Here is a 24130-nt window from a genome sequence, read left to right as displayed (position 1 = left end):
CCCCGGCCGAGCGCGAGGGGAGTGATGCGTCTCACAGGTCGCGTGGGGCGCTGGGGTCGCACGGACCCGGCCGTTTTCGCCACCTCGAATCAATTCGTCGCCGTACACTCGCACGGCGCAGACTCCCCGTTCCTGCGGGCCCGTGCCCGCCTGAATCCCTGCGCCGAGGGCGTCGTCACAGCCGCCACGTTCTGACCTCCAGAGGATTTTCATGCTTCGCACGTCCGTGATCCTGGTTGCGAGCTTCGGGCTGCTCGCTGGTTGTGCATCTTCTTCGGCGAACTCGCCGAACACCCAATCTCCCGACGCCGGCAAGGTGGACTACGACGTCGGGGCGCCCAGCAGCGGTGCCGGCGGTACGCCGACCGACAGCAACAGCGACGGCGGGGCCGAGCCCGCGGTCAAGCCCCGCGACTCCACCACCACGCGCGGCGCCACGGTCGGTCCCAAGGTCGTCAAGCGGATCGCCGCCACCAAGCCGCCGAAGCCCGAAGAGCCGGAGACGCCGGCCACCAAGCCGAAGCCGGGTCGCGCCACCACCCCGAACGGCCTCCTCGCCGAGGTGTTCACGATCCCCGCCGACACCGAGCGGCTGCCCGACTTCGCCGGCCTCACCGCCAAGTCGGTGTTCATCGCCCCGAACCTCGACTCCTCGGCCGCCGCGCCGCTCGCCGGCCTGCCGAAGGGCACCGCCGCGCCGATCGCCCTCCGCTTCACCGGCTCGGTCAACGTGCTCACCGCCGGCGAGTACAAGCTGTGCACCGCCACCGACGACGGCTCGCAGCTCTACATCGAGGACACGCTGATCGTCGACGCCGACGGCGTCAAGACCGAGGCCGCCGAGGTCTGCGAGACCGTCAGCCTCGACCCCGGCGAGTACACGCTCGAGCTGCGCTCGTTCCACACGGCCGCCCCGATCGCCGTGCGCCTGAGCTGGGCCGAGGGCAAGGACGGCACGCCGGTGGCCATCCCGATCAAGAGCCTGTTCAAGCCCGAGGACGCGGACGCCCGCGTCAAGGCCCGCAAGTAGGCTGTCTCTTCGCACAGGTCCCCGACGACATGTCCTCAAAGACCTCCGGTCTCTGAGCCGTCGTCGGGGTCCGCGCAGGCGATCCGGACGCGCCGGCTCGGCTTCGCGTCGCCGACCACGACGACCTGCCCGCGCCCGGCGCGGAGCAGCGTCACGCGGTCGCCGACCTCGAGGCTGCCGACGATGCCCTCCTCGATCGTCACGCCCTCGATCGGCGCGACGTGCCACCAGTCGCCCGTCCGCTGACCGATCGCCACCCGGCTGCCGAGCTGCAGCAGGTGCGAGCGCAGGTCCTTGCCCAGCAGCGCGATCACGCCGCTGTCCCCGGACGTGCCGGCTCCGAGCACGTCGGCGCGGAACAGGTAGTCGGCCGTGGTCGCGTTGGCGCCCGAGCTGTCGGGGGCGGGGACGAGGCCCGCGAGCACGTAGATCCCGAGCGGGTCGGCGGCGATCTGGGCCGGCGACGGCAGCACCGGGCCGTCGGTCGACCACGCGACGTGATCGCGGCGCGTCAGCAGCGGGCGCTCGGCCGAGGGATCGCGCTGGACGGTCAAGCTGATGATGTGCGTCTGGAACATCGGCGGCATCTGCGGATCCGGCTGCTCGCCGAGCGAGGCGATCGACACCAGCAGCGCCGCCCCGGCGACGCTGCCGGGCTCGGCGACGTCGAGCACGGTCAGCGTCCGCAGGTCCTCCCAGAGCAGCGGGCAGTTCAGCTCGCTCAGCGGCGCGCAGCTGACCTCCGCCGTCAACGTCCAGCGCTCGCCGAGCGCGAGCTCCGGGCTCACCGCCGCCATGTGCACCGGCACCTCGCCGACCCGCGTCGTCCGCGGCAGCGCGATCAGGTGCGGGCTCTGGCCGAGGAACACCAGGCGGCGGATCCACCCCGTCGACGTGTCCGCGGGGAAGCCCGTGAGCTGCGGCCCCGCGAGCATCGTCTCGCCCGCCTCGTCGACTCGCCACAGCCGCGCCTCGTCCTCGCGGTCGAGCGTCAGCCACACCTGGCCCTCGATCGGCCCGCGCGTGAGCGTGAACTCGTGCGGCCCGCCGAGCGCCGACAGGTCGACGCCGGGCATGTCCTCGGGGACACGTCGCAGCGCCAGCTCGTCGGGGTTGTCGCTCGCCAGGTACCAGGCCGGATCCTCGTCGCTGCGCGCCAGCGCCGCGGCGTGGATCTTCCAGCCCGGCAGCACGTCGGGGTCGGCGATCGCCAGGGCGATGTCCTCGCACGTGCGGCCGACGTCGAGCACGAGCCCGGGTGGGGTCACCGAGCTGCAGGCGGCGAGCAGCGCCGCGCCGACGAGTGCGCGAGCACGCATCGTCGCGAGCATACCTGCAACCGCGGTCATCAGCGCCGCGACCGCGGCACTTCGACTCACGCCAGCGGCACTACAGCACCGCGCGGATGGCCGCGATGGTCGCGTCGGCCAGGCGGTCGAGCTCGTCGTCGTCGATCACCAGCGGCGGGAGCCAGTAGATCGTGTCGTGCAGCGGCCGCAGGAGCACGCCGTGGGCCAGCGCGGCCTCGCGCAGCAGCAGCCCGATCCGGCCGTCGCGGGCCGCCGTGCTGCCGCCGCCGGGGACCACCTCGAGCGCCGCGATCATCCCGGCCTGGCGGTGAGCCACCACCGCCGGGCACGCTTCGGCGACCGCCCGCCGCCGCGCCGCGATCGCCTCGATGCGCCCCGGCAGGCGCGCCAGCAGGTCGGTCGCGCGGAACAGCTCGAGCCCGGCGATCGCCGCCGCGCAGGCGATCGGGTTGGCCGTGAACGTGTGGCTGTGCAGGAAGCTGCGGGTCGGCGCGCCGCGGAAGTCGACGTCGAAGCCCGCGCGCAGCAGCACCGCCGCCAGCGGCAGGACGCCCGCCAAGCCCTTGCTGAGGCACAGCAGGTCGGGCTGAACTTCGGACCATGTACTTGCGAACATGTGACCGGTGCGCCCGAAGCCGACCGCGATCTCGTCGGCGATGACGTGGATCCCGAGCCGCTGGGCCGCGCGCGCCAGCTCGCGGTAGAAGCCCGCCCCGGTCATCGTCATCCGCCCGGCGCACTGCACCAGCGGCTCGATCACCACCGCCGTCAGCTCGTGCGCGTGGGCCTCGAGCAGCGCGATCGCGGCCGCGGTCTCCGGCGCGTCGCTGCCGAGGTCGGACGCCAGGTCGGCGTGCTCGTGGTGGCGGAAGCTCGGCGCCGGCAGCTCGAGCGGCGAGAACAGCAGCGGCGCGAACGTGTCGCGGTAGGCGCTGGCGCCGCACAGGGCCAGCGCTCCGAGGGTCTCGCCATGATAGCCGTTGCGCAGGGTGGCGAACCGGCGGCGGTTGGGCTCGCCGCGCTGTTGTCGGGCCTGGAAGCTGAGCTTGAGCGCGACCTCGACGGCCGCCGAGCCGCAGTCGGCGTAGAACACCCGCTCGTAGCCGGGCGGCGCCGCGGCCACGAGCGCCTCGGCCAGGGCGACCGCGGGCTCGTGGGTGAAGCCGGCGAACATCACGTGGTCGAGGCGCTCGACCTGTTCGCGGACCGCGGCGACGATCGCCGGGTGGCCGTGTCCGTGCACGCAGGTCCACCAGGAGGCGATGGCATCGAGGATCGCCCGCCCCTCGGTGTCGTAGAGCCAGCATCCGCGCGCCCGCTCGACCGCGATCGGCGGCAGGCGGTCGAGATCGGCGAAGTGGGTCGCCGGGTGCCAGACGTGCGCGCGATCGCGGTCGATGAGCCTCGCCACGCCGGCGAGGCTGACCTCGGGCGCGCGCGGCCGTCAAGCCCGTGACGTCCGGGGCCCCCGCTCATCGCTTTGCGCGCCGGTGTTCGCGCCCGCCCGGCCGCGTCGGTGCGGTCCCCATTGCGTCGACCCTGCCGCTCGCGCAACCTTGCGGTAGGCGCGGCTCGCGGCTCACGCGGCGCCGGCTCGGGTCATCGCCATGCAGCGCACGCTCTCGTCCCTCCGCACCGCCCTTCGTTCGCTCCCCCTGTTCGCCGGGCTGTTCACCGCAGCCGTCGCCGGCGGGTGCGTGCTCTACGGCGAGCCCGACGACTACAAGACCTGCCAGGAGGTCGCGTGCGGCAACCATGCCAGCTGCGGCGACGGCAAGTGCTTCTGCGACCCGGGCTACGAGGGTAACCCGTACACCGGCTGTCAGGACGCCACGCCCGCCGTCGACGAGGAGTGCGCCAAGGACTGCGGGCAGAACGCCTACTGCTCCGAGGGCGAGTGCTACTGCGAGCTCGACCACGTATACGTCTGCGGCGAGAACGCCGGCTGCATGCCGACCGAGCGGCTGTGCGACAAGGCCAACGACTGTCCCAACGCCGCCGACGAGGCCCTCGCGGTCTGCTCGCCGCCCGTCTTCCAGGAGTGGCTGCTGACCGACGACTGCGACGACGGCCTCGACATCGAGTGGCGGCTGTTCGCGCAGGACCGCGACTGGACCTGGCCCAGCATCGATTCCACGTTCCGCACCGCCGGCCGCGGCGTCGACGTCTACCAGATCATTCAGTGCTTCGAGGGCGAATGGATCTGCTTCGCCGGCGCGTCCGGTGACGTCACCTGGGGCTTCAACCTCGACGGCACCGGCGAATGCGAGAACTGCTGTGCCGCCTGCGGCTCCCAGGATCTGCTGGATCTCGGGTTCCTCACCTGCGAGGGCTGAAGGCCGGCGAGCCCGCGGGGTGCGCCGGCCCCTTGCTTTTGCGCCTGATTGCCGCTACGTCTCCCCCGTCACGTGTGTGTCGCTGTGGCCCCGCGGGACGTGGTGGACTTCCATGACAGAGATCGCTCAGCTCTTCGAATCTGCGCTCCGACAGAATCGGGCCACGCTGCTGCGCAAGGCCGCGATCAACACGGTGGCGCGGATGCCGGCCACCACCAAGCTCAGTGAGCTCCTCAGCAGCGAGGCCGGCGCCTCGATCCGCCAGCTCAGCATCAGCGAGCTGCGCGAGGCTCTCGGCGCGCTGGTCCCCGCGCGGGCCGCCCGCCCGGCGGCGAGCGCGGCGGCACCGGCGAGCGAGGGCGAGGGCGCGGCCAACGGCGCCGGTGAGGCGCGCGAGGTCCAGGTCTACAAGCAGATCCTCACCGCCATCGAGGACGAGCCGCTCACCATCGGCCAGCTCGCCAAGCGCATCGACTGCGACATCGCCGAGCTGCGCGGCTACCTCGCGTGGATGAAGAAGATGGGCAAGATCGACAGCAGCGGGCGCGCCCGCGCCACCCGCTACCACAAGCCCGCGGGGACCTGACCCCCGGGAGGGCGCCGGCACGCCATGGCATTCGCGGTCGCCGACTTCCCCGAACAGGTCGCCGCGCTCAAGCACGACCTCGGCAAGTACGTCGCCTGGATGTCCGCCAACCTCGGCGACGACCACTGGCACGGTCCCGTGCGCGACGAGTTGGTCGAGGCGCTGCGCCGGGACATCCTGCGCACCCGCAGCGGCGCCGACGGCACCGTCGAGACCGCCTGGGACCTGTGGTCGCGGTTCGCCGCCGGGTGGCCGCGGCCGCTGCCCGCGCCGGAGCTCGTCGACGTCGAGGCGGCCGTCGACGTCCTGCGCGCGCACGGCCCCGCGCTCGTCCGCGGCGACCGCGACGCCATCGCCGGCGCGCGCCCGCAGATCCGCGCCGCGCAGCGGACGATCCGCGCCGCGCTGCAACAGCTGCACCGCCGCCTGCAGTCTCAAAGCCTCTCACGCGGGTGAGTCGTGCCGTCGATCCTCATCATCGACGACGAGGACAACTACCTCGAGCTGTGCCGGCGCTACATGCCCGAGCACAGCTTCCTCCCGCCGGCCCGCAACTACCGCGAGACCGCGGCGGCGCTGCGGCGCTACGCCGGCCAGGTCGACCTCGTCCTGCTCGACGTCCACTTCAACATCCCCGAGGCCGAGCTGCTGCCGCACGACAAGCAGCCGCTGCTCGCCCGCGGCGGCGATCCGGTCAAGCTGATCGAGCGGCTGCGTCGCAGCCAGGGCCTCTACATCCTCGACCAGATCCGGCAGAGCCACCCCGACCTGCCGGTCATCGTCATGACCTCGCGCGACGACCTCCCGCTCGAGGCCGACGCCGAGCGCCTGCGGGCCGAGGACTACACCTACCTCCTCGCCGACGACTACCTCGACGCGCGGGCGCTCAAGCTGCAGATCGACGGCATCCTCGCCCAGCGCGAGCGCCACGTCGCCGCCGCCGGCGAACCATTTTATTGGGGCAACAGCGCCGCCATGATCGGCCTGCGCCGCCGCCTCGGGATCCTCGCGCGCGGGCGGCTGCCCGTCATCATTCAGGGCGCCACCGGCACCGGCAAGAGCCTCGTCGCCCGCGAGTTCATCCACCCTCGCTCCGAGCGCGGCGGTCCGTTCGTCGCCGTCGACCTCTCGACCCTGCCGAACGACCTCATGGCCGCGCACCTGTTCGGCGTGGTCAAGGGCGCCTACACCGGCGCCACCAGCTCGCGCGAGGGCGTGCTCGCGCGGGCCCACGGCGGCACCCTGTTCCTCGACGAGATCGGCAACCTCGGCCTCGAGCTGCAGAAGTCGCTGCTGCTGGTCCTGCAGGAGGGCGCCTACCGCCCGATCGGCGCCACCAAGGAGCTGCAGACCGACATCAAGCTGGTCGTCGCCACCAACGAGAACCTCGCCGCCATGGTCCGCGCCGGCCGCTTCCGCGAGGATCTCTACATGCGCCTCAACCCCGCCACCGCGGTCACGCTGCCGGGCTTGCGCGAGCGCCGTGACGACTTCCAGGAGCTGCTCGAGTGGTTCATGCGCCGCGTCACCGCCGAGGCGTACAACCGCGACCTCCTGGCCCAGTACGCGCTCCAGCGCGGCTTGCCGGCGCCGGGGCCGAACGACAACCTCGCCGTCACCGTCGGCCGCTCGATCCCGCCGCGCGGCGACGCCCGCCGCATGCACGTCCTCCTCCACCCCAGCAGCTTCAAGCTGCTGCAGGAGTTCGACTGGCCGGGCAACTTCCGCCAGTTCGAGATGACCCTGTCGAACCTGCTCACCTTCACGCTCGTCGACCTCGTCGATCGACCGGAGCGCATCGAGCCGGAAGACCTGGGCGAGGCCGGGCGTCCTGACATCATCCCGATCTTGCCCCGCACCGTCAGCGACCTGCTGCGACCGATGACCGCCCCGGCGGCCGAGGCGCCGACCGAGGCCGTCGCGCCCGAGAGCGGCGATCTCGCGCGTCTGACGATCGCCCTCAGCCCGGCCGAGTCGCTCAACGCCGTCTCGTGCGCGGTCGAGCGCCAGTACCTCGAGCACCTCTACGAGCGCTGCCTCGGCGACCTCGGGAAAATGGGCGAGATCCTGCTGAACGACGCCGGCGCCGGGCGCAAGATCCAGCTGCGCATGAACCAGCTCGGCATCAAGCTGCGCCGCCTCAAGCGCCGCGCCGACGGCTGAGCGCCCCGGACCCCGCCATGCCCCGCTCCACCTGCGTCCTGCTGCTCCGTCCGAGGTCCCGGTGACCTGGCGAAGAGGACATGCCCAATGGGCAAGGTTTATTGGGACATGGCTGTTCGCACATGTCCTTTTGGCCAACCCACTGCCGGCCGGGGCCGCGGCAGGCCCGAGCGCGGCCAAGGGCGGCAAGAAGTCGGGCAAGGCCGACGAGGGCGGCGTCAAGCCGGTCATCGATCCGCTGGGCGAGCTGCCGCTGCCGCCGGAGGACGACACGTTCGAGGAGCCCGGGGGGCTCACGCCCGAGCAGCGGATGGAGCAGTTCGACGTCAGTATGAGCCGGGCCGCCCGGTTCGAGCGCGAGAACCGGCTCGACGACGCGCTGCGCGAGTACAACAACGCCCTCAAGCTCCAGCCCGGCGACCCCGGGGCGCTGCGCGGGCGGGCTTACCTGCGGGCGCGCCGGGCCAAGGAGAACACCTGCCCGCGGCGCGCGATCGACGACCTCAAGCTGCTGCGCACCTACGATCCGCGCGGCCTGTGGCTGGCCGAGCGGCGCACGCTGGTCGACTGGATGGGCCGCTGCGAGGAGCGCTACGACGACGAGCGCCTGAGCCTCGCGCTCGAGCTGGCCGAGCAGGACCCGCGCACCGAGGGCCGGCCGCCGGAGATCCGCTACACCGTCGCCTCCTTGCTCAACCGTCAGGCCGGCGAGGCGACGTCGACCCGCGAGCGCGACAGCCAGCGCGAGGCGGCGCTCAAGCAGCTCGAGCTCTACCGCCGCGAGTGCGTCACCGCCGGGCGCAAGCCGGGGGCCGACGCGCTGCGGCTGCAGGCCGACCTGCTGCTCGAGAACTACGACCTCGAGGCCGCGATCGCCGTCAACGAGGAGCTCAGCGCCGCCTACCCGGGCACGCCGCTGGCCAAGCGGGCCAAGGAGCAGGTCGACGACCTGCGCCTCCAGGTCGAGCTCAACAAGCTCGAGAAGGAGCAGGGCGGGCGGCCGAGCGAGATGGCGGAGCAGAGCTACCGCCGCGGGCTCGCCTCGGTCCGGGCCGGCGACCTCGACGCCGCCGAGCGCGACCTGCTGGCCGCGATCGAGAACTCGCCGTGGTACCCCAAGGCGCACTACACCCTCGGCGTCATCTACGCCCGCAAGGGCCGGATCCCCAAGGCCGTCGATCAGCTCAAGCTGGCCGTGCGCATGGATCGCTTCGACTACGAGGCGCACATGGCCCTCGGCCTCGTCTACAAGAAGCAGTTCGCCGGCGCCGAGGACGGGCGGGCCATCGAGCACCTCGAGAAGGCGCTGCTGCTGCGGCCCGACCTGCACCACCTGCACATCCTGCTCGGCGAGCTCAACGCCCGCACCAACCGCGACGCCGCGCGTCGCCACTACGAGCGGTTCCTGCGGGTCGCGCCCGACGACGACCCCGATCGCCCGCAGGCGGAGCGCGCGCTCAAGGACCTCACGCAGGAGGTCAGCCCCGAGGAGCCGCTCTACCTCAACGAGCCGCCCGACAACCTGCAGCGCCTCGATCCGGTGCTGCAGCGCATGATCAACGAGGCCTACCTGCGCGTCTCCGAGGAAGGCGACCTCAACCAGGCCGAGAAGATCCTCCAGCGCGCGCGCGAGCGGTTCCGCAGCGAGCCGGTCGTCTACAACGAGCTCGCCAAGGTCGTGTACGCCCAGGGCCGCACCGGCGACGCGCGCCAGTTCTGGGAGCAGAGCCTCCAGCTCGCCGAGGAGCAGATGGAGGTCCACGAGCGCCTCGGCATCCTGCTCGAGCGCGACCTGCCGGCCCAGTCGACGCTGCACCTGCGCCGCGCCGCCGAGCTCGGCTCGGCCACCGCACGGTTTCGCCTGGCCAAGCGGTTGTGGGACGACTTCCACCTGATCGAGGCCTCCGAGCAGCTCGACCAGTTCCTGCGCGAGGCCGACGAGTACAACCTGCACTGGGACGCCGCGCACCGCCTGCGCGATCGCATGGACGCGATCTTCCTGCGGATCTACCTCGGCGCCGGCGCGCTCGCGCTGCTGCTGGTGGCGATCCCGGCGTGGCAGGTCTACCGGCGCCTGCGCGGCGCCTCGCTGGCGCAGCTGCTCGAGCGGGCGCCGAAGAGCTTCCCCGAGGTCGCGCGGATCTTGAGCCTCATCCGCCACGAGATCCTCAAGCACAACACCGCCTTCGTGTCCGACGTCGGCCGCGCGCTCGAGATGGACGAGCCCGACGCCGAGGCGCGGGCCGCCGTCGTCGCCGCGCGGCTGTTCGGCGCCCCGCGCGACCGCGGCGAGGCCTCGCCGACCCCCGGCCGCGTGTCCCTGCGCGAGCGCGGGATCCACGGCCGCTTCCTCGGCTACGTCGACGAGCTGCAGAAGGTCGGCCGCAGCCACAACATCAACCTCAACCTCTACCGCAAGGACCCGATCTTCAGCGCCATGATCGCCGCGTTCGAGGATCTGCGCGGCCTCGAGGTGCTGCAGCGCGCTCCGGGCCGCGAGCGCCACGCGCTCAAGCTCGAGTGGGCGCGGAGGCTCAGCCGCAGCGGTCACGTCCTCGGGCGCAAGGCCTTCGAGGAGCTGAGCGGCGTCATCCGCTCGCTGTGCATCGTCACCGTCGACCCGGCCACCATCAAGGAGATCTTCGCCGGGGTCGTCGCCGAGCCGCAGTTCGCCAGGGTCCAGATCGCCGAGCCGCAGATCGCCGGCGACGGCGCCAAGATCCGGGTGTTCCACACCGACCTCGAGGACATCGTCACCAACGTGCTGCGCAACTCGCTGCAGTCGAGCGTCCTCTACGGGCCCAAGCCGATCGAGCTCGGCATCGACCTCGTCACCGAGATGGACGAGATCACCGGCCTGTCGACGCTGGCGATCCGGATCAAGGACAAGTCGACCGAGCAGCTCAGCAACGAGATGTTGCGCGGCCGTTACGTCGAGCGCGGCATGGGCATCACCGCCGACCTCTTGTCGCGCTACGACGGCTCGATCGCCGTCGAACCCGAGCGCGGCTGGCAGAAGGCGGTCGTGCTGCGCTTCTTCACCGTGGAGGAGGGGCCATGAGCGAGATCAAGGTCCTCGTCGTCGAGGACGGGGACGAGTACCTCACCAACCTGTCGACCTTCGTGTCGCGGGGGATCCGCTACACGCAGGCCAAGAGCGGCGAGCAGGCCTGCGCGCTGCTGTCGTCGCTGCAGCCGGATCTCGTGTACCTCGACATGCGCTTCGACCGCACGCCGAACGAGGCGCTGCTCGGCGACCTCGTGGCCCTGACGGCCCGCTTCAACGGCGACGTCGCCCGCGCGCGCGCCTTCCAGCAGGACAACCAGGGCCTGTTCGTCCTGCGAGCGCTGCGCGACGCCGGCTTCCGCGGGCCGGTGATCCTCTCGTACGACTTCGGCGCGGAGGAGCGGCGCTTCCGCGCGCTGTCGGAGCGCGACCCGGCGCTCAGCTACTGCCCCGACTACGCCGACGCCGACACGATCCACGCCGCGATCCAGCGCGCCGTCGGGCGCACGGTCGCGTGACAAGCGGCGCCGTTTGGCGCATCGTCCGGCCCATGCAGCCCGCGATTCGCGTCCTGATGATGCCGCGCGACACCAACGCGCACGGCACGATCTTCGGCGGTCACATCCTGAGCCTGCTCGATCAGGCGGGAGCCGTCGCGGCGCACGCCATCGGCGCGCGCAAGGTCGTGACGGTGGCGATCCGCGAGGTCGTGTTCAAGGAGCCGGTGCACGTCGGCGACATCGTCAGCCTCTACGCCGAGGTCACGCAGGTGGGCACGACCTCGCTGACGATCCGCGTGCGGGTCGAGGCGCACGAGCCGATCGGCGGGCGCAGCGTCGAGGTCACCACCGCCGAGTTGGTCTACGTGCAGGTCGACGACCGCGGCCGTCCGGTGCCGATCCAGCGCACACTTCCGCCGCGCGACGCGGAGTGCTAGCTTGCCGGCATGAAGCGTTTCATCTGCGCCCTGTTCGCCGTGTCTCTCGGTCTCACCGCCGCCTGCGCCGAGCAGCCGGGCAAGAAGAAGGAAGAGGGGGAGGCGAAGACGGTCGACGGCAAGAAGACCGACGCGAAGCCCGCCGACGCCAAGCCCGCCGACGCCAAGCCCGCCGACGCGAAGCCTGCCGAGGCCGCGCCCGCCGACGCGAAGCCCGCCGACGCCGCGCCCGCGCCTGCGCCCGAGGCGAAGTAACGCCCGGCGATGCGGCTGCCGCTTCGTCACCCGCCGCACGAGCGCGACGCGTCGCTGCGGCGCTGCGCCTATCTCGAGGCGCTGGCCGAGCACGCCCGTGGCCTGGCTCTCGGGCCAGCTGCCGATCTGGTCACGCCCCGCGGCTCGCGCGGCCGGTTCGGCAGCGCCCTGCAGTGGCACTTCGGGCTCGAGCCGCACGACGGCCTCGATCGCCTCGACTGGGAGGACCGCATCGAGCTCAAGCTGGTGTCGGTCTGGCGCGCGCGCGACGGGCTCGCCTGCGACAAGCTCAAGGTCTGCGATCTGACGATCGACCCGTGGCACAAGCTCGGCAACGTGCTGTGGGTGTTCGCCGATCGCCTCACGCGCGTGGTCGTCGGTCACCGCTTCACCCGCTTCGCCGGGCCCATGCGCGAGCGGCTCGAGGCGGCGTGGTCGGTCGATCCGCACTTCGACAGGCCGCCGCTGTTCGTCGAGGCGCGCGAGCAGGAGCAGCGGCAGGCCCCGGCGTACTACCTCAGCGCGGCGTGGTTCCGCGCCGAGGGTCTGCTGCCGCGCGAGCAGGCGGGCGTGCTGCCGTTCGACTCGCGCTGGTGGTCGAGCGTGCGGTCCGGCGGGCGCGATCCGCTCGTCACGCTGTGGCGCGGCGAGGCCCAGGGCGAGCTGATGTGTCCGCGTTGCGGCGGGCCGATCCGCGCCGACCACGAGCGCCTCGCGCGCGACGGCTGGGCCCCCGCGGTCCACGCCATGCCGTTCGGCGAGCGCTGCGGGTTGCGCGGGCACTTCGCGGTGGCGGCCTCGCACCTGGCTCTCGGGCCAGGTGAGCCGGGCCGCGCGGAGCTCGAGGCCGCGCTGCAGGGGTTGCTCGCGCCGGATCAGGTCGAGCGCCTGGCCGACCACGTGGTCGAGCCGGACGATCACCTGCACTGAGCCGGCCGCGCGCCCCGGTTAAAATCGAGAACCCGAGATGCCGACCAAAGCACCCCGGGTCCCCCCCCAGATCTAAGATGTTGCTACTGCACCGACCAAGCGAAGCGCGACAAGCTCAAACGACTCGATAAGCTAGGCGAGAAGTAGTTTTAAGCGCGAAGGTTCAAGCCAGAAGAAGCCAAGTCAAGAAGGAAGCGGCAAACCAAGCTAAGGAAGAGGCTAAGGAAGTGAAGGGCTAAGGTAGGGTCGCCGGGGTCGCCGTGGACACCGCCCTAGGTTGCAGGGCCCGAGCCAGAGTGACAAGTAGTTGAAATCCTTGGTGACAGGTTGGCAGGGGCGGTCGCGCTCGAGCGGGGTATGACATCGCTGTCAGGCCTGGCCCGCCAGGTGCCCCGACAGGGCATGACATCGATGTCGTGCGCGTGCGGGGCCGGACATCGCGCGCAGGGCGGTCATCTGCTAGGAAGTCCCGCAAAGAGGGCTCCATGACCACGAATTCGCGGCCACGCGTGACGATTATCGGTGGGACCGGCTACGGCGGCGCCGAGCTGATCCGGTTACTTCGTTGGCACCCCGGCGTCGAGCTGGTCCGGGTGACGAGCATCGACCAGGTCGGCGAGCCGCTCGAGGCGGTGCATCGCAACCTGCCGAAGACCGGCCTGGTGTTCGAGAACATCCCGGCCGCCGAGGCCGCCCGGGACGTCGACGTCGTGTTCCTGGCCCTGCCGCACAAGGTCAGCGCGACCATGGCGGCCGAGCTCGCGGGTGTGTCGGCGCGGGTGATCGACCTGTCGGGGGACTTCCGCCTGCGCGACAAGGAGGCCTACCGCGTCTACTACGGGGACGTGCATCCGCACCCCGAGCACCTGGGGACGTGGGTCTACGGGCTGCCGGAGCTGCACAAGGAGGCGATCCGCGGCGCTCGCCGGGTCGCGTCGCCGGGCTGCTTCGCGACCGCGATCGCGCTCGGGCTGCTGCCGCTGGCCCAGGCGGGGCTGCTCCGCGGGGCGATCCACACCGTCGCCATGACCGGCTCGTCCGGCTCCGGGGCCTACGCGCAGATCGGCACGCACCACCCGCTGCGCGCCGGCAACCTCAAGACGTACAAGGTGCTGAACCACCAGCACACGCCGGAGATCGAGCAGACGCTGCGCGACGCGGCCGGCCGCGGCAGCCAGGCGCCCGAATTCTCGCTCGCGTTCGTGCCGGTGTCGGCGCCGCTGGTGCGCGGGATCCTGGCGACCAGCATCGTGCCGGTGCCCGAGAGCGTCGACGTCAAGGCGCTCTACGGCGAGTTCTACCGCGACGCGCCGTTCGTGCGCGTGCTCGGCAGCAAGGTCGGGGCCGAGGTCGTCGCCATCAAGGGCAGCATGTACGTCGACTTGTCCTGGACTTTGGGACAGGTCGATCCGGCGACCGGGCAGCGCCAGCTGGCGGTGGTCACCGCGCTCGACAACCTCGTCAAGGGCGGGGCGGGGCAGGCGGTGCAGTCGATGAACCTGATGCTCGGGCTCGCGGAGACGCTCGGCATCGACGCCCCGGGGCTGTGGCCATGACGACGGCGGTCCTCAAATTCGGCGGCGAGGTGATCGCCGACGCGCCCGCGCTGGCGGCGGTGCTCGCCGACGTCGCCCGCCTCTCCGCGGCCGGCTGGAAGTTCGCCATCTGCCACGGCGGCGGCCCGCAGGCCAACGCGCTGCAGGAGCGGCTCGGGCTGCAGCCGGTCAAGGTCGGCGGCCGGCGGGTCACCGACGAGGCGACCCTGCAGGTGATGAAGTACGTCCTCGCCGGCGAGCTCTCGGTCGACGTCGTCGCCGCCGCGCTCGCGGCCGGGGTCGGCGGCGCGCTCGGGATCTCCGGCGTGAGCGCCGGGCTGGTGTCGGCGCGGCGACGGCCGCCCGCGCGGGTCAGCGGCGGCGGCGAGGAGCTGGTCGACTTCGGCCTCGTCGGCGACGTCGTCGAGATCCGCACCGCGCTGATCGAGCACCTGTGGGCCGGAGGGTACACGCCGGTCATCAATACCCTCGGCGTCGGCCTCGCGACCGCGGGCCTGGCCTGCCCGGTCTACAACATCAACGCCGACACGGTGTCGTCGGCGATCGCCGGCGCGCTCAAGGTCGACCACCTGTTCCTCATGACAGGCGTGCCGGGCGTGCTGCGCGACAAGGACGACCCGAGCACCCGCATCGCGCGGCTCAGCGCCGCCGAGGCCCGCGGGGCGATCGAGAAGAAGGTGATCGTCGGCGGCATGATCCCGAAGGTCGAGGAGGCGCTGGCCAACCTGGCCCTCGGGATCGGCGCAGTGCACATCCTCGGCGCCAACGCCGGCGCGCTGCAGGCCGAAGCGGCCGGGCCCGGCAGCGTCGGCACCGTGCTGGTCGCCTGAGGCTGCTAAACTCGTCGCCCATGCGCGACCCACTCCTCGGCGCCGCCCTGCGCGCGGCCGTCGACGCCGCCTTCGAGACCGAGCAGGTGCCGCTGCTGCAGCGGCTCGTCGACCTCCCGAGCCACACCTACGCCCGCGACGACGTCGAGATCGCCGCCGCCGCCCTCGACGAGGCGGCCGCGGCGGTCGGACTCGTATGTACCAAAGTACCTGACCCTTCGGGCAGGTTCACGGACCACCGGATCTACGCCGACCCGAGCGTCGGCGACGGCCCGTCGCTGGCGCTGGTCGGGCACATCGACACCGTGTTCCCGCGCTCGCTCGGGTTCCTGGCGTTCCGCCGCGACGGCGACGTCGCCCGCGGGCCCGGGGTGCTCGACATGAAGTCGGGCCTCACGTCGGTGATCTTCGCGCTGCGGGCCCTGCGGGCGGTCGCGCCGGCGCGCGCGAGCCTGCCGGTGCGCTTCATCGTCGTCAGCGACGAGGAGGTCGGCTCGCCGAGCAGCGCGGCGATGTACCGCGAGCTCGCGCCGCGCCTCACCGGCGCGCTGGTGTTCGAGTCGGGCCGCGAGGGCGACACCATCGTCACCCGGCGCAAGGGCGGCGGCCTGTTCACGGTCACCGTGCGCGGGCGAGCGGCGCACGCCGGCAACAACCATCACAAGGGCGTCAACGCGATCCACGCCCTGGCGCTGCTGGTCGACCGCGTCGAGCGGCTCACCGACTACGCGCGCGGCGTCACCGTCAACGTCGGGCTGATCGAGGGCGGCACCGCCAAGAACACGGTGCCCGCGAGCGCGAAGTGCCAGATCGACGCGCGCTTCGAGGCCGTCGCCGACGCCGAGCGCGTGGCCGCGTATCTGCACCAGCTCGCGCGCGAGCCGTTCGCGGGCCTCGCCGACGTGCCGGAGCGGCTGCGCGAGGTCACCGTCGAGGTCAGCGGCGGCATCACGCGGCCGCCGATGGAAGCGACGGCCGCGAGCCAGCGGCTGCGCGGGGTCTATGAGCCCTACGCCGCGGCATGCGGTCTACACGTCGGCGAGTGCCCGCTGCAGGGTGGCGGCTCCGACGCCAACTTGCTCGCGGCCGACGGCGTCCCCTGCGTCGACGGCCTCGGCCCGTACGGGCAACACTTTCACGAGACGGAAGAGTGGTGCAGCCTCGACAGCCTGCGCCGCCGCACCGCAGCCCTGGCGTGCTTCCTCGCGGAAGAGGCCGGTACGTGCTTCCGGTGACGCCCGCTTGCACCTCGCTCGTGTCTCGTGAGAAATTCGTCGGGACGCGCCGATGAGCGATGCTGACGTCCTGGGCCTGTTGATCGTCGTCCTGTGCCTGGCCGCGAGCATGTTCTTCTCCGGCTCGGAGACCGCGATCACCAGCCTCGACGCGCACAGGGCCAAGCGGCTGGTCGAGGACGGCGGGCGCCAGGGCCGCCTCGCGGCGTTCTGGGTGCGCGAGCCGGTGCGGGTGCTGTCGACCATCCTGGTCGGCAACAACATCGCCAACACGCTGATGGGCGCGGTCGTCACGGCGCTGGCGATCCGTCACCTCGAGGGCGGGCCGTGGGGCGGCTACGCCGTCGGCGGCGCGGTGTTCGTGACTACCGTCGTGCTACTGATCCTCGGCGAGATCACGCCCAAGGCGCTCGGCAAGATCTACTCCGAGCGGCTGGCGCTGCCGGCCTTGTGGGTGTTGCGCGGCCTCAGCAAGATCATGGCGCCGGCGCTGTGGCTGCTCACCGCGTTCACCGGCGCCATCGTGCGCAGCCTCGAGCGCCAGGCCGGCGCGGCGAGCGGCAGCAAGGTGACGTCGGACGACATCGGCTACCTGGTGCAGGTCGGTCAGCGCGAGGGCTCGATCGACCCCGGGCAGGCGATGCTGCTGGCCGGGATCGTCCGCTTCGAGGCGAAGATCGTCCGCGACATCATGATCCCGGCCAACCGGATCACCGCGGTCAACCTCGGCTGGACGGTCGCGCAGGTGCGCGAGGTGGCGCTGCGCTCGGGGCACAGCCGGCTGCCGGTGTACGAGGGGCAGCCGAGCAACATCAAGGGCGTCCTGCACATCAAGCAGCTGGTCGACCTGGCCGAGGGCGAGCGGGTGGCGCGGGTGGTGCGCCAGCCGGTGTTCGTCAGCCTGACGATGCGCCTGCACGACCTCCTGCAGCGGTTCAAGGAGCAGCGGGTCCACCTGGCGATCGTGGTCGACGACGCCGGCGACGCCGTCGGGATCGTCAGCCTGGAGGACGTGCTCGAGCAGATCGTCGGCCAGATCTTCGACGAGAGCGACCGGGCGCCGCTCACCCCGGTGCCCGACGTGAGCGGCGCGGTGATCGTCGACGGTCAGGACAGCCTGACGCGGGTCGAGGAGCGCCTGCACGTCGAGCTGCCCGACCTCGAAGGCGTCATCAGCGTCGGCGACCTGCTGACCTACCTGGCCGGCCAGATCCCGATCGCCGGCTCGGTGTTCGTGTGGGAGGGCCTGCGCTTCGTCGTGCTCGAGGCCGACGCGCGCCACGTGATCCGGATCCGCGTCGAGCCCTCCGGCGGCGACGAGTCGGACGACGACGACGATTGAGCGAGTGGACATGTCGCAATGGGCATGTCGCGAGGAGCATGTCCGCGGCGACATGCCCCATGGGTCATCCCCAGGGGCGCAGCTGGAGGATCACCGAGCCGTACTCGCCGCGCACGTCGAGCTCCGGGGCCCAGGCCGCGACCTCGGCCTCGCCGGCCGCGGACGCGCACCACTCGGCCAGCGCCTCCTTGAGGACCGGGTCGCCGGGGCTGCCGAGGCCCTTGCCGGTGACGACCCGGACGTAGCGGCTGCGGGCGGCTCGCTCGCGGGCGACGAACGCGGCCAGAGCCGCGAGCGCCGGCTCGCGCCGCAGACCGCGGAGGCGCAGGGTCGGCAGCCGGCCGCGGCGGGCGCGGGCGACCAGCTCGGCGGCGGCGCGGGCGTGCTCGTGGGTGCGGCCGGGTTCGTCGCGCCAGCCGGTGCCGGCCCACGCGCGGGCCTGCAGGACCGCGAGGTCGCGCTCGGGTCCGGTCGCGTCGCCGGCCGGGTCCGCTCCGCCTGTCACGGCGGGCGAGGCCGGCGGGTGGGCGAGAGCGGCCGGGGAGCCGGCGTCGGCGTCGGGTGGGGCGGCGTCGCGGGTGCTCGTGCGCGCCGGGGCGTCGGCTCGAGCGGGCGCGCGGCTCGAGTCGGTCGCGGGTATGTCTGAAAGGACATGTCTCTTCGGACCTGACGCAGCGGGCAGGCGGGTGACGACGCGGATGGCGTCGAAGTCGAGCGCGGCGCCGCCGGCGAGCGCCGCGAAGGCGCGGGCCATCAGCTCGTGCTCGCTGACCAGCCGCGGCTCAGGCGGGGGCGGAGGCGGCGGGGGCGGACGGGACGGCAGGCCCTCGGGGAACAAAGCCACGAGCGGCGCGCGCAAGCGGCCCTCGGGTTCGGGCGGCGCGGCCCGGCCCGGGGGCGACTTCTTGCCGGGGCGGCGGCGGCGCGGCATGGCCGCGGGTCAGCGACGGCGCCGGCGGACGAGGCCGAGGCCGGCGAGCGCGATCATCCACACGGACATGTCCCGAGAGACAGGCGCGCTCGCGCAGTTGCAGCCGCTCTCGTCGGAGTTGGGCGACCCGGGTCCCTGGGTGTCCGAGGCGGAGGTGACGTTGGAGGCGCCGCTGGCGTCGGAGTCGCCGTCGGTCTCGCTGTCGCCGGTCGGGTCGGTGCCGGTGCTGTCGCCCTCGGTGTCGCTGGTGGTCGGGGTGCCGGTGGTCGGATCGGGCGGCGGCTCGACGCCGACGTGGATCACCGCCTCGGCGAAGCCGATGTTGCCGTCGTGGTCGAGGGCCTCGACGCGGACGGTGTAGGTGCCCTTGGGCGGCTTGAGCGACCACTGCTTCTCGTTCTTGTAGGCCGGCTGCTCGAGGTCCGCCTCGGGGATCATCAGGCGCCAGCCGAAGCCCTCGAAGTTGTCGGTGACCTCGGCCTCGACGACCACGTCGGCGCCGGCGTCGAACACCTGGCCGTCGGTGGGGGTCAGCAGCTTGACCGTCGGCGGCACGTCGTCGACCGAGTTGGCGCCGAAGTACGCCATCAGCTCGGCGACGTCGTTCTGCGCGCCGCCGTTCTCGCCGCAGAACTCGTCGTGCACGTACGTGCAGCCGATGCCCCCCGTGGCGTCGTTGTACGGGGTGCACGTGTCGGCCCACACCTTCTTCCCGAAGGTCGCGTACGGGTACATGATGTTGTCCTGGCCGTCGATGTGGTCGAGGCCCCAGGCGTGCGCGGCCTCCTGCAGCGCGGTGGTGCCGAGGACCTGGATGTCGCCGGCGACCTCGGTGAAGGCGAAGGTCGTGTCGCGCCACCAGGTGTCGCCGCAGTCGAGGTTGCAGGCCACGCCGAGCACGCCGTTGGGCAGGCCGATGTCCTGCGGTTTGCCGCCCATCATCACCATGCTGTAGGGCAGGTGGTTCGGCGGCGCCTTCTCGTAGGCGATCCGCACGCCGAACGGCTTCATCGCGTCCTCGAACACCTGGATGATCGCCAGCGCCTCCTGCTCGCTGCGCTGGAACGGCTTGTACTGGACCGAGCCGCCCTGAATGCACGGCGACTGCATCAGCGCCGAGTTGGTGCCGCCCGTCAGCGGCCCGCCGAAGAAGTTGAGGAACACGGTGTGGCGCTTCGGCGGGGTGTTCCAGGCGTAGTTCGGGTCGGGCGCGGCGCTGCGGTCGCCCTCCGCCGCCGCCCGCGGCATCACCACGCCGCCGGAGCGGATCAGGTCGTTGTCTTCGAGGTACTTCTCGAATGCGGCGCGACGGGCCGCGATCTCCTCGTCGGTGGGCTCAGCCACCTCGGGCAGCGGCTGACCGAAGAGCGTCCGCGGGGCGGGTTCGGCCGCCGCGACCAGCGGTGCGAGAGCGAGCGCGCAGGGGATCGAGATGTAGGCGATGGGGCGAGTCATAGGGGTCCGACCGCACGCTATCACAGCGGTGTCGCGGCGATCTCGGCGGCAGCAGGGACCCGCGCGTGCGGCAGGGCATGGCCGCGGCGAGGCTCAGCGGCGACAGGGGTGGGCTCTTTCCCGCGATTGCGGGCAGCGGCGCCGTTCGATGAGCCCGCGCTCATGTTGGCTGGTCGAGAGATCGCGGACGCGTCCGCCGCTTCACCCTCGCCGCCTTCGCCGCGCGCCATCCGCGGACAGTCGTCATGCTGTCTCTTGGGACATGTCGTCGAACTCGCGTCGACATGTCGGTGGCCCGGCTCGGGTGCGGGCTCGGCCGGTGAGCGCCCCCGTCGACGCGAGGGCTCGCGCGGCGGCGCGCCCGGGCCGCGAAGAGCGTCCGTGGGCGCCACCACAACGGAATTGGCTTCGGGGTGGCCCGTGGTCGGCGCGTGCCGTAGCCTGGAGGTTGTGCCTGTTGCGCTCCGGATCCTGTCGCTCTGCGCCGCCCTCGTCGCCCTGGGCTGCGCGAGCCGTCCGATCGGCGACGTGACGCTCGAGCGCGGCTCCGCCGGGCGGGCGCTGAACGACCTCGCGGTGGCGCAGAAGGGGGCCGCGGCGGTCGCCGTGATCTCGACCGACGTCGGTCGCGGGCTGGCGTTCGTCGTCGATCCCGACGGCTACCTGATCACCAACCGCCACGTGATCGAGGACGCCGACCACATCGAGGACGTCACGTTCCCGGCGCTCCGGCCCCAGCGCAGCTTCGCCGCGGTGCGCATCGTCTACATCGACCCGAGCCGCGACCTGGCGCTGATCAAGCTCGACGTCGACGCGCCGCTGCCGTCCCTGTCCCTTGCGACAGTCGGCTCGGCGCCGATCGAGGACTACCTCAAGGCCCAGGACCACGTGCTGTTGCTGGCGCGCCCGGGCGAAGGCGAGGGCGAGAGCAAGGAGCAGCCGGGCTTCGTGGCCCGCACCGGCAGCGTCCGCGAGCTCGCGGTCTACAACCCCGCGGTCGGGCCGGGGGCGTTCTTCGGGCTGTCGCAGGCGGTGCGGCGCGGCCAGAGCGGCGGGCCGGTGCTGGACCGCTACGGCCGCGTGGTCGGGGTGGTCAGCTGGACGTGGAAGCACCGCGTCGGCGGCTACGCGATCCCGATCGCCGAGGCGGCGCAGATGCTGAGCGAGCTGCCGTCGATGACCACGCCCGCCGAGCAGAGCGTCCGCGCGGCCGAGCGGGCCCGCGGCTTCCTCAAGGCGCTCGACGGCGGCGACCTCGAGATCGCCCGGCGCATGATGTCGCCGACCTACAGCCGCAAGATCCGCCAGCGCACCATGACCACCATCGCCGAGCAGCTGCCGGGCGACGGCCGCGCGGCGGTGCAGCAGTTCGTCGCCGCGCTCGAGGACATCGTCGACTCCGAGCCGGAAGGCGCCGAGGAGCTGCCGTTCTCCAAGGTCCAGGACGTCGTCCTGCGCACCGGCACGCGCGGCTTCATGGAGGCGCTCGGGGTCGAGGGCGCGCTGTCCAAGGAGCAGGTCATCAGCTTCTTCTTCGAGTTCGCCCAGGCCTACGTCGGCGCCCGCTACTTCGCCGAGAGCGACCCCGACGACGCCATGAACGCGGCGATGATGCGCCTGCAGACCGTCGACGCCGCCCGCACCTTCGCGTTCGCCGAGGCCACCGGCCGCTTCAAGCGGGGCGACCGACTGGTGGTGGAGCGGCTGGAGATCGTGCCCGGCGCCTACGCGCCGCACGCGGTCGTCACCCTGCGCAACGGCGACGCCGAGGGCCGCCAGCCGACCTCCCTGGTGATGCAGATGCGGCTCGAGTGGGGCGACTGGTACGTCGCCGAGCTGCAGACCGCCGGCGGCTGAGGGCGGGCGCCGCGTCGCGCGGCAGCAGGCCTGGTGCATCGGACATGCCGCGAAGAGCATGGCCCAGGCGCCATGTCTGGACGAGCATGTCCCCGAGAACATGCTCCTCGAAGAGGCTCAGCGCTCCATCAGCTGGGCCAGGGTGCGGCGGACGAGGTCGTCGAGGGAGGCGGTGACGGGGCCGCCGGCGGTGAGCTTGGCGAGGGCGAGCTCGACCTCCTTGACGCGCCAGCCGAGGTCGACGAGGACCTGCTTGGCCTCCTCGACGATCGCGGGCGGCTCGGGCTCGGCGCTGGCCGGGGTCGGGGCGCGCGGGCCGGCGAGCTCGTCGGCGAAGCCGGCGACCTTGTCGCCGAGCGACAGCAGGATCTGCTCGGCGGTCTTCTTGCCGATCCCGGGAATCTTCGTCAGCATGACCTCGCGGCCCTGCGTCAGGTGGTCGACGAGCTCGGCCGGCGGGAAGCCGCCGAGCACCGCCATGGCGTGCTTGGGCCCGACCTTGGGCACGCCGGTGAGCAGCAAAAACAGCTGCTTCTCGGCCTGGGTGGCGAAGCCGAACAGCAGCAACGCGTCCTCGCGCGCGTGCGTGTGGACCCACAGCGCGCAGTGCTCGTCGGGGTCGCCGACGGCGGCGAGCGTCTGGAGCGACACGCGCAGCTCGTAGCCGACGCCGCCGACGTTGAGGATGACGACGCCCTGCCTGGCGTCGCGGTGGACGACGATGCCCGACAACCAGCCGATCATGGACCTGTCCTCCGGGGCAGCTTGGGCGCGTGCGCGTGGCACAGCGCGATGGCGAGGGCGTCGGCGGCGTCGGCCGTGGGGGCGCGCGCCAGGCCGAACAGGAGCTGCACGCGGGCCATGACGTCCTGCTTGCTGGCCCGGCCGTGGCCGACGACGGCGCGCTTGACGTAGGCCGGCGGGTACTCGGCGACCTCGAGGCCGCGCTCGGCGGCGACCGCCATGACGGCGCCGCGGGCCTGGCCGAGCTTGAGCGCCGAGCTGGCGTTGACGCCGTGGAAGGCGGCCTCGAGCGAGAGGACGCGCGGGCCGAACTCGCCGATGAGCTCGGCGATCGTGCGGGCGAGGACGGACAGGCGCACGGGCATCGGGTCTTGCTCGCGCAGGCGGATGACGCCGCACTCGACGTAGGCGGGGCGAGCCCCGTGCCGGTGGTCGAGGAGGCCGTAGCCGACGATCCGCGTACCGGGATCGACGCCGAGGATCCGCGTGGCGCCCGTCAACGGGGTTGCCGGCCTAGGGGCCGTGCTCCTCCATGACGTCGTCGGGCAGGGTCGCGTTGGTGTAGCAGCTCTGCACGTCGTCGTGCTCGTCGAGCTTGGCCCACAGCTTGGCGACCGAGACCGCGAGGTCGCCCTCGAACGCCTTCTCGTTCTCGGGCTTGACGATGTACTGCACGCCGCCGGTCGGCTCGAGGTCGGCGAGCTCCGACTGCAGGCCGGCGAGGTCGGTCGGCGACGACATGATCGCCCACGTCTCGCCCCAGTCCTGGATGTCCTCGCCGCCCGCCCCGAGCGCGCGCTCCATCAGCGCCTCCTCGCTGATCTTCGCCTTGGGCACCTCGAGCACGCCCTTGTGGTCGAACATCCAGGCGACCGCACCGCTCGACACCATCTCGCCGCCCGACTTGCCGAAGTAGCTCCGGATCTCCGCGACCGTGCGGTTCTTGTTGTCGGTCAGCACCTCGACGATGAAGCACGAACCACCGGGCCCGCGGCCCTCGTAGACCACGTCCTCGAAGGTGACGCCGGCGAGCTCGCCGGTGCCCTTCTTGATCGCCCGCTCCTGGTTCTCCTTGGGCATGTTGGCGGCCTTGGCCGCCAGCAGCGCGGTGCGCAGGCGCGGATTGCCGGCCGGGTCGCCGCCGCCGTCCTTCGCGGCGACCATGATCTCGCGCGCGATCTTGGTGAAGATCTTGCCGCGCTGGGCGTCGAGCGCCCCCTTCTTGCGCTTAATCGTGGACCATTTGCTGTGGCCGGACATCCTGACCGAGGTCAGTACCACACGCGCCTGGCGGAAAAAAGCACCCCCACCGGAGCGCGGTGACCCCTGGCCGCGGGCGCCTTCGCGGGCCAGGCGGGGCGTGGACGCTGCTCCGGATCGTCGCAGGCGGGCCCGACGGGGCGGGGACCGCGGTGGACGGGGCGGACCCCTCCCTGCGAGGCGCCCGGCCGCGGCGAACGGCGCTCGACGAGCTCGCGCTGGGCTGTGCGACCAGGGGTTCGCGGTCCGCGTGGGTCGGCGCACGACGGATCGGCCCGCCGGCGGAGCGGCCGCCCCGAGCGCGGGCTCGGATGCACGGGGAGGCGGTCGCTCCACGTGTCGGGCCGGGCCGGGTGCATGTCTCGA

Annotated in this window: 22 protein-coding genes; 15 read left to right on the top strand and 7 right to left on the bottom strand. The window is 72.2% G+C overall.

Annotated elements, in window-relative coordinates:
• The first annotated feature begins 211 nt into the window (after nucleotides 1-211).
• Nucleotides 212-1030: a hypothetical protein gene (locus K7C98_RS35000; RefSeq protein ID WP_224196195.1), complete on the top strand. Its 819-nt coding sequence runs from the start codon at nucleotides 212-214 to the stop codon at nucleotides 1028-1030.
• Between the two features lie 35 nt (nucleotides 1031-1065).
• On the opposite strand, the gene K7C98_RS34995 is transcribed toward K7C98_RS35000, so the two are convergent.
• Both K7C98_RS34995 and bioA read right to left on the bottom strand, forming a co-directional pair.
• On the bottom strand, nucleotides 1066-2349 hold the full coding sequence (locus tag K7C98_RS34995) for a hypothetical protein (RefSeq protein WP_224196194.1): 1284 nt from the start codon (nucleotides 2347-2349) through the stop codon (nucleotides 1066-1068).
• Between the two features lie 70 nt (nucleotides 2350-2419).
• Nucleotides 2420-3751 carry an adenosylmethionine--8-amino-7-oxononanoate transaminase gene (gene bioA, locus K7C98_RS34990; protein WP_224196193.1) on the bottom strand — a complete coding sequence of 444 codons (1332 nt, stop codon included), beginning with the start codon at nucleotides 3749-3751 and terminating at the stop codon, nucleotides 2420-2422.
• Between the two features lie 196 nt (nucleotides 3752-3947).
• Between bioA and K7C98_RS34985 the strand changes: the two genes are divergently transcribed.
• The 13 genes from K7C98_RS34985 to K7C98_RS34925 all read left to right on the top strand — a co-directional run bounded on the left by K7C98_RS34985 (nucleotide 3948) and on the right by K7C98_RS34925 (nucleotide 17517).
• The gene (locus K7C98_RS34985; RefSeq protein WP_224196192.1) at nucleotides 3948-4676 is read left to right on the top strand and encodes a hypothetical protein; all 729 of its coding nucleotides are present in this window, start codon (nucleotides 3948-3950) and stop codon (nucleotides 4674-4676) included.
• Nucleotides 4677-4788: 112 nt separating this feature from the next.
• Complete coding sequence (locus K7C98_RS34980; protein WP_224196191.1) at nucleotides 4789-5262, top strand: hypothetical protein; 474 nt, start codon at nucleotides 4789-4791, stop codon at nucleotides 5260-5262.
• A 24-nt stretch (nucleotides 5263-5286) separates the two neighbouring features.
• Nucleotides 5287-5718 (top strand): hypothetical protein, encoded by a 432-nt coding sequence (locus K7C98_RS34975; protein ID WP_224196190.1) that lies wholly within the window; start codon nucleotides 5287-5289, stop codon nucleotides 5716-5718.
• A gap of 3 nt (nucleotides 5719-5721) precedes the next feature.
• Nucleotides 5722-7425: a sigma-54-dependent transcriptional regulator gene (locus tag K7C98_RS34970; RefSeq protein WP_224196189.1), complete on the top strand. Its 1704-nt coding sequence runs from the start codon at nucleotides 5722-5724 to the stop codon at nucleotides 7423-7425.
• A gap of 130 nt (nucleotides 7426-7555) precedes the next feature.
• Nucleotides 7556-10486 carry a tetratricopeptide repeat protein gene (locus K7C98_RS34965; RefSeq protein ID WP_224196188.1) on the top strand — a complete coding sequence of 977 codons (2931 nt, stop codon included), beginning with the start codon at nucleotides 7556-7558 and terminating at the stop codon, nucleotides 10484-10486.
• Nucleotides 10483-10950 (top strand): hypothetical protein, encoded by a 468-nt coding sequence (locus K7C98_RS34960; protein ID WP_224196187.1) that lies wholly within the window; start codon nucleotides 10483-10485, stop codon nucleotides 10948-10950. The genes K7C98_RS34965 and K7C98_RS34960 overlap by 4 nt, the downstream gene beginning before the upstream one ends.
• Nucleotides 10951-10982: 32 nt before the next feature.
• The gene (locus K7C98_RS34955) at nucleotides 10983-11369 is read left to right on the top strand and encodes an acyl-CoA thioesterase (protein ID WP_224196186.1); all 387 of its coding nucleotides are present in this window, start codon (nucleotides 10983-10985) and stop codon (nucleotides 11367-11369) included.
• Nucleotides 11370-11378: 9 nt separating this feature from the next.
• The gene (locus K7C98_RS34950) at nucleotides 11379-11624 is read left to right on the top strand and encodes a hypothetical protein (RefSeq protein ID WP_224196185.1); all 246 of its coding nucleotides are present in this window, start codon (nucleotides 11379-11381) and stop codon (nucleotides 11622-11624) included.
• Between the two features lie 9 nt (nucleotides 11625-11633).
• Nucleotides 11634-12554 (top strand): hypothetical protein, encoded by a 921-nt coding sequence (locus K7C98_RS34945; protein WP_224196184.1) that lies wholly within the window; start codon nucleotides 11634-11636, stop codon nucleotides 12552-12554.
• A gap of 509 nt (nucleotides 12555-13063) precedes the next feature.
• On the top strand, nucleotides 13064-14110 hold the full coding sequence (gene argC, locus K7C98_RS34940; protein WP_346660324.1) for an N-acetyl-gamma-glutamyl-phosphate reductase: 1047 nt from the start codon (nucleotides 13064-13066) through the stop codon (nucleotides 14108-14110).
• On the top strand, nucleotides 14107-14940 hold the full coding sequence (gene argB / locus K7C98_RS34935) for an acetylglutamate kinase (RefSeq protein WP_224196182.1): 834 nt from the start codon (nucleotides 14107-14109) through the stop codon (nucleotides 14938-14940). The genes argC and argB overlap by 4 nt, the downstream gene beginning before the upstream one ends.
• 20 nt (nucleotides 14941-14960) lie before the next feature.
• The gene (locus K7C98_RS34930; RefSeq protein ID WP_224196181.1) at nucleotides 14961-16175 is read left to right on the top strand and encodes a M20/M25/M40 family metallo-hydrolase; all 1215 of its coding nucleotides are present in this window, start codon (nucleotides 14961-14963) and stop codon (nucleotides 16173-16175) included.
• Nucleotides 16176-16227: 52 nt separating this feature from the next.
• Nucleotides 16228-17517: a hemolysin family protein gene (locus K7C98_RS34925; RefSeq protein ID WP_224196180.1), complete on the top strand. Its 1290-nt coding sequence runs from the start codon at nucleotides 16228-16230 to the stop codon at nucleotides 17515-17517.
• 64 nt (nucleotides 17518-17581) lie between these two features.
• Here the strand turns inward: K7C98_RS34925 and K7C98_RS34920 are convergent, their stop codons facing one another.
• Nucleotides 17582-18448 (bottom strand): Smr/MutS family protein, encoded by an 867-nt coding sequence (locus tag K7C98_RS34920; RefSeq protein WP_224196179.1) that lies wholly within the window; start codon nucleotides 18446-18448, stop codon nucleotides 17582-17584.
• 9 nt (nucleotides 18449-18457) lie between these two features.
• A complete protein-coding gene (locus K7C98_RS34915) occupies nucleotides 18458-19903 on the bottom strand; it encodes an MYXO-CTERM sorting domain-containing protein (RefSeq protein ID WP_224196178.1) in 1446 nt (481 codons plus the stop codon).
• Between the two features lie 450 nt (nucleotides 19904-20353).
• On the opposite strand from K7C98_RS34915, the gene K7C98_RS34910 reads away from it, so the two are divergent.
• The gene (locus tag K7C98_RS34910; protein WP_224196177.1) at nucleotides 20354-21760 is read left to right on the top strand and encodes a S1C family serine protease; all 1407 of its coding nucleotides are present in this window, start codon (nucleotides 20354-20356) and stop codon (nucleotides 21758-21760) included.
• 117 nt (nucleotides 21761-21877) lie between these two features.
• On the opposite strand, the gene ruvA is transcribed toward K7C98_RS34910, so the two are convergent.
• Genes ruvA through K7C98_RS34895 form a run of 3 tightly spaced genes read right to left on the bottom strand, consistent with a single transcriptional unit; the run spans nucleotide 21878 to nucleotide 23764 of the window.
• Nucleotides 21878-22504 carry a Holliday junction branch migration protein RuvA gene (ruvA, locus tag K7C98_RS34905; protein WP_224196176.1) on the bottom strand — a complete coding sequence of 209 codons (627 nt, stop codon included), beginning with the start codon at nucleotides 22502-22504 and terminating at the stop codon, nucleotides 21878-21880.
• Nucleotides 22501-23004: a crossover junction endodeoxyribonuclease RuvC gene (gene ruvC, locus K7C98_RS34900; protein WP_224196175.1), complete on the bottom strand. Its 504-nt coding sequence runs from the start codon at nucleotides 23002-23004 to the stop codon at nucleotides 22501-22503. Before ruvC ends, ruvA begins: the two co-directional genes overlap by 4 nt.
• A gap of 13 nt (nucleotides 23005-23017) precedes the next feature.
• Nucleotides 23018-23764, bottom strand: a complete 747-nt coding sequence (locus tag K7C98_RS34895; protein WP_224196174.1) for a YebC/PmpR family DNA-binding transcriptional regulator — start codon at nucleotides 23762-23764, stop codon at nucleotides 23018-23020.
• Nucleotides 23765-24130: the final 366 nt, after the last annotated feature.

It is taken from the genome of Nannocystis pusilla, from assembly GCF_020073745.1.
GTDB lineage: Bacteria > Myxococcota_A > Polyangia > Nannocystales > Nannocystaceae > Nannocystis > Nannocystis radixulma.
Note: the sequence above shows the minus strand (reverse complement) of the source record. Positions and strands in the feature narration are given on the sequence as shown.

Bases quoted from the DNA above. Each gene is read 5' to 3' on its own strand.
- K7C98_RS34980 (WP_224196191.1), top strand. From the start codon at position 4,789: ATGACAGAGATCGCTCAGCTCTTCGAATCTGCGCTCCGACAGAATCGG.
- argB (WP_224196182.1), top strand. From the start codon at position 14,107: ATGACGACGGCGGTCCTCAAATTCGGCGGCGAGGTGATCGCCGACGCG.
- K7C98_RS34975 (WP_224196190.1), top strand. From the start codon at position 5,287: ATGGCATTCGCGGTCGCCGACTTCCCCGAACAGGTCGCCGCGCTCAAG.
- K7C98_RS34920 (WP_224196179.1), bottom strand. From the start codon at position 18,448: ATGCCGCGCCGCCGCCGCCCCGGCAAGAAGTCGCCCCCGGGCCGGGCC.
- K7C98_RS34930 (WP_224196181.1), top strand. From the start codon at position 14,961: ATGCGCGACCCACTCCTCGGCGCCGCCCTGCGCGCGGCCGTCGACGCC.
- K7C98_RS34895 (WP_224196174.1), bottom strand. From the start codon at position 23,764: ATGTCCGGCCACAGCAAATGGTCCACGATTAAGCGCAAGAAGGGGGCG.
- K7C98_RS34915 (WP_224196178.1), bottom strand. From the start codon at position 19,903: ATGACTCGCCCCATCGCCTACATCTCGATCCCCTGCGCGCTCGCTCTC.
- K7C98_RS34950 (WP_224196185.1), top strand. From the start codon at position 11,379: ATGAAGCGTTTCATCTGCGCCCTGTTCGCCGTGTCTCTCGGTCTCACC.
- ruvA (WP_224196176.1), bottom strand. From the start codon at position 22,504: ATGATCGGCTGGTTGTCGGGCATCGTCGTCCACCGCGACGCCAGGCAG.
- K7C98_RS34945 (WP_224196184.1), top strand. From the start codon at position 11,634: ATGCGGCTGCCGCTTCGTCACCCGCCGCACGAGCGCGACGCGTCGCTG.
- K7C98_RS34995 (WP_224196194.1), bottom strand. From the start codon at position 2,349: ATGCGTGCTCGCGCACTCGTCGGCGCGGCGCTGCTCGCCGCCTGCAGC.
- K7C98_RS34925 (WP_224196180.1), top strand. From the start codon at position 16,228: ATGAGCGATGCTGACGTCCTGGGCCTGTTGATCGTCGTCCTGTGCCTG.
- K7C98_RS34985 (WP_224196192.1), top strand. From the start codon at position 3,948: ATGCAGCGCACGCTCTCGTCCCTCCGCACCGCCCTTCGTTCGCTCCCC.
- K7C98_RS34960 (WP_224196187.1), top strand. From the start codon at position 10,483: ATGAGCGAGATCAAGGTCCTCGTCGTCGAGGACGGGGACGAGTACCTC.
- K7C98_RS35000 (WP_224196195.1), top strand. From the start codon at position 212: ATGCTTCGCACGTCCGTGATCCTGGTTGCGAGCTTCGGGCTGCTCGCT.
- K7C98_RS34955 (WP_224196186.1), top strand. From the start codon at position 10,983: ATGCAGCCCGCGATTCGCGTCCTGATGATGCCGCGCGACACCAACGCG.